A 3,449-nucleotide genomic window follows, 5' to 3' on the forward strand; every position below is an offset into this window, starting at 1 on the left:
GCGTGGCGCACCGCAGGGCCGTACGGGCGCGGCCGCCGGCGTCGGTGCGGAGCAGGGCGCAGTGAGCCGTGGCCGGCTTGCCCGGCTGACCGCGGTGCCGATGACCACCCTGATTCTGGTCAGTCCGGTCGCGCTCGCAGCGGACCGACTGGCCACCGGCTCGACCTGGCGCGGCAGTCCGGCCTCCTGGCTGCGCGCCTCCGCCAGCACGGTCGCCGGCAGCTCCGCCAGCGCCGTCGCCGGCGACTCGGACATCGCGGTCGACACCGACGACGTCGACGGTGGCCTGCCGTCGGACGCCCTGTCGGGCAGCAGCGCGTCAGGGGCACTGGCGGCCTGGTCGGGTACCACCGACCGGGCCGGCGAGGACGCCGCTGCGGTGGCCCGTGCCATCCTCGCCCAGATCCGCACCGAACCGTTCGGATCCCGCCTGCTGCTGCTGGATCGCTCCGAGCGCGCGGGTCTCGTCCGGTACGCGCTGGCCAGCGCCGCCGGTGAGCGCTACCCGGGCGGACTGGTAGCGCCGCCGCGCCGGGCCGCGGACTTCCTCGCGACCGTGGTCACCGGTCTGACCAGCGGCTCCGCCCGGGCGGGTGGCTGGCTGCCGCTGCTCGGTGTCGCCGCCGTCGGCGTGCCCACCATGGACGCGTCCGCAACGCTCGTCGACCGCCTTGATGCCAGCCCCGCCCTGATCCGCGACCGGTCCCGCCCCGGCCTGCTGCTGTGGCGCCCCGCCGTCGCGTCCGGCGCCCCCGTGGACCTCCCGCCGGCCGAGCGGCCTGGTGGCGATCAGACGAGGCCACCGTCCACGGCCCGTGCAGGCACCCCGTCGTCGGTGCCGGCCGCCTACGTCCTCGATGCCGGCGAGCTGGAGAACGGCGGCCCTGGTGCCGATGGCGCGGGCGCTGGTGGTGCGGCCATCGGATCGGCCGGGCAGTCACCCCACGTCGAGACGCTCGTCGCCGCGCCGGCGTCGGCCCGACTGCTGCCCGCGGACGGCACACTGCCGGACCAGCCGCCGGCCTCCCCACCGCACCCGGCGTCCGCGCGAGGCTCGGCAGCGGAGTCTGATCCGGCGTCGGAGGCGGACGGGGAAGGTGTGGTCGGGCGCGATCGCGACCTCGTGCTGGCCGTACCGGCGGAAGCCGGCTGGCGGGCTTTTGCCGATGGTCGACCGTTGTCCTCGTTCGCCGCGTGGGGCTGGGCCGCCGGATTCCACCTGCCCGCAGACCTGCCGGCCGGCACCAGGGTGCGGTTCGTCCGCGACGACAGCGCCGCCCATCTGCGGGCGCTGGTGCAGGCCGGATCGCTGGCCCTGGTGCTGCTCGCCGTCGCGGCCGTCGGCGTCCGGTCCCGCCTGGTGGGACGATCACGGTGAACGTTCGTCTGTCCACCGGGCGGTTGCCTGGCCGCCGGACGCCGGTGCGACGCTTCGCCGTCCGCACGGTCGTTCCGCTGGCCGTCGTGGGACTGGGCGGCGCCTTCCTCGTGGACGAGGGCGCCGACCCGGGGGTGCCGTCGCCGGTGCCGATCGCGGCGGCCCAGCTCGCCTGCCCCGACCCGACCGTCATCCAGCCGGGCGCCCGCGAGCCGGTACTGCCCGGCTCCGCCCGGGTCGATGTGTCCCTGGGCGGGACGACGGGCGCGGACGGGCAGGTCCGGGTGGCGCCGACGGCATCGGGTGGCACCATGGTTGCCGTCCGTCATGGCGGGGGATGGTTGCGGCTCGCCCCGCAGGCCCACGGGGGCACCGGGGCGCGGGTGGTGTCCGGCCAGGACGCGTCGGCTGCGGGTCTGTCCGCGCTGGTGACCGCGGGCGGCGACGGCGCCGGGCCGCGCCGCGAGGCTCGCCGGATCGGCGTCGGTGTCGACGTGCAGGAACCGGCCGGGATTCTCGGTGGCGGCCGTGCGCACCAGCCCGCCGATCCCGGCGGTGGCGAGGTCCACTGCCTCGCCGTCGACGCTGACCGCCGACGAGGTGAGCACGATCAGCGTCGCGGTCGGCGGATGGGCCTCGTCCAACCAGTCCTGCAGCACGGCCAGGGTGTCGGTCGCGGTGACCCGGGCCAGCTCCGGCAGCACCTCGGCCCGGTTCACCGCGCCGTCCGCCGGCACGTTCAGCACCACGACGTCCGGTGCCGACCGCGCCGCGGTTCGCGCGTCCGTGGTTGTGCCCGGGTCTGTGGCTGTGGCTGGGGCCGGATGTGCCAGCGCCGAAAGGTCGGGTGCCGGTCGTACGTCGAGGCCGGTCGCGGTGAGGGCCGTGACCAGCTCGCTGCCGTGCTCGCCCAGCACCGCCCAGGGGTGGGCCGAGGCGGCCGGTTCGCCGGGGGGCACCGACGTCAGAGGCTGCCAGGCGGGGGCGAACAGGTCGTCGGATGCCGCGCCGTCGGCGGCGTCCGGGCGAGCGGACGCGACCTGCGCGGCCGAGACCAGCCGGGACACCAGGGAGCCGATCGTGATCACGGGGGTGCCGGTGGGATCGGTGGCCTGCAGGGCCACCTCGTCCGGGCCACGCAGGGTGACGTGGACGCGCAGCGCGGTCGCACCGGTGGCGTGCAGGCGGATGCCGTCCCAGGCGAACGGCAGGCGGCTGTGGCCGTCGGGAACGTCCGGCAGCCGGTGCAGCGCGGCGGCGTGGAAGGCCGCGTCGAGCAGCGCCGGGTGGATGCCGAAGCCGTCGGCCTGGCCCGGTGCTCGCCCGTCGGTCTCGGCCTCGGTGGACTCGGGCAGGACGACCTCGGCGTAGAGGTGGTCGCCGTCGCGCCAGGCGGCGCGCAGACCCTGGAAGGTCGGCCCGTACGCCAGCCCGGAGCCGGTCAGCAGGTCGTAGCCGTCGGTGACGTCCACCGCGGTCGCCCCGGGTGGCGGCCAGGCGGCCGGGTCGGCCAGGGCGGCGGTGCGGGAGACCGGTGCGGTGGTGGTCGCGACGCGCAGGGTGCCGACGGCGTGCCGGGTCCAGGTCGCGGTCGGGTCGGCGCCGTCCACCGCGTCCACCGCGTCCGTCGGGACGGCGTCGGTGGAAGTGGGGTCGGTGGGGTCGGTGGGGTCGGCGTCCGGTCGGGAGTGCACGCTGACCGTGCGGCGGCCGGCCTCGTCGGGGGCGGTGACGCTCACCTGGATCGCCACCGCCCCGCGGGCCGGCAGGACCAGCGGCGCCTCGACGACGAGCTCGTCGAGCAGCTCGGCGCCGAGTTCGTCCCCGGCGCGCAGGGCGAGGTCGACGTGGGCGGTGCCGGGCAGCACCACGGCGTCCTGCACCGTGTGGTCGGCCAGCCAGGGGTGGGTGGCCAGGGACAGCCGGCCGGTGAGCACGACGGTGTCGTCGGCGGCGAGGCGCACGGTCGCCGCGAGCAGCGGATGCCCGGCCGCGCGCAGCCCCGCCCGGGACAGGTCGCCGAGGCTGCGCGGCGGGTTGGCCAGCCAGAAGCGTTCGTGCTGGAAGGGGT

Annotated in this window: 1 protein-coding gene and 1 pseudogene; both read right to left on the reverse strand. The window is 76.9% G+C overall.

Annotated features, from left to right (window positions below; genetic code table 11):
• A pseudogene (locus tag ND747_RS15910) lies at positions 1 to 393 on the reverse strand (hypothetical protein); the annotation flags it as partial.
• A gap of 453 nt (positions 394 to 846) precedes the next feature.
• Positions 847 to 3,449, reverse strand: a 2,603-nt coding sequence (locus ND747_RS15915; protein WP_251734401.1) for a polyketide synthase dehydratase domain-containing protein, incomplete at its 5' end; no start/stop codon positions are given.

This window comes from Frankia sp. R82 (assembly GCF_023716925.1).
Lineage (GTDB): Bacteria > Actinomycetota > Actinomycetes > Frankiales > Frankiaceae > Frankia.